The organism is Sulfitobacter sp. HI0129 (assembly GCF_001635395.1).
GTDB lineage: Bacteria > Pseudomonadota > Alphaproteobacteria > Rhodobacterales > Rhodobacteraceae > Sulfitobacter.
Map to the genome: position 1 here is coordinate 1 of NZ_LWGH01000056.1, position 449 is coordinate 449.

The 449-nt window shown below is 55.7% G+C and carries 1 protein-coding gene; it reads left to right on the plus strand.

Annotation, left to right across the window (positions count from 1 at the left end):
* Position 1: 1 nt before the first annotated feature.
* Positions 2-328, plus strand: a complete 327-nt coding sequence (gene fdxA, locus A3764_RS00540) for a ferredoxin FdxA (protein ID WP_082865874.1) — start codon at positions 2-4, stop codon at positions 326-328.
* Positions 329-449 lie beyond the last annotated feature (121 nt).

The window sequence follows — 449 nt, forward strand, 5'->3', positions numbered from 1 at the left end:
CGTGAACGATGCCTGCATCGCCTGCAAATACACCGACTGCGTGGAGGTGTGCCCCGTGGATTGTTTCTACGAAGGTGAGAACATGCTGGTGATCCACCCTGACGAATGTATCGACTGCGGTGTCTGTGAACCCGAATGCCCGGCCGATGCGATCAAGCCGGATACCGAGCCGGAAGCGGAAAAATGGGTTGAGTTCAACCGCAAGTATTCCGAGATGTGGCCGGTGATCATCACGAAGAAAGAACCGCTGCCCGATGCCGAAAAGCATGACGGCGAAGAGGGAAAGCTGGAAAAGTACTTCTCCGAAGCACCCGGCGAAGGCGGGTGATTCGCCCCCCGTGCGCGGTATTGTTGGCCTGATGCCGCTGCGGGGCAGAGTATTTTCAGTGATTTCCAGAAGTTGACCTAGGGGAAACTTTCAACGGCCCTCAACTTGTGATATACTCAGG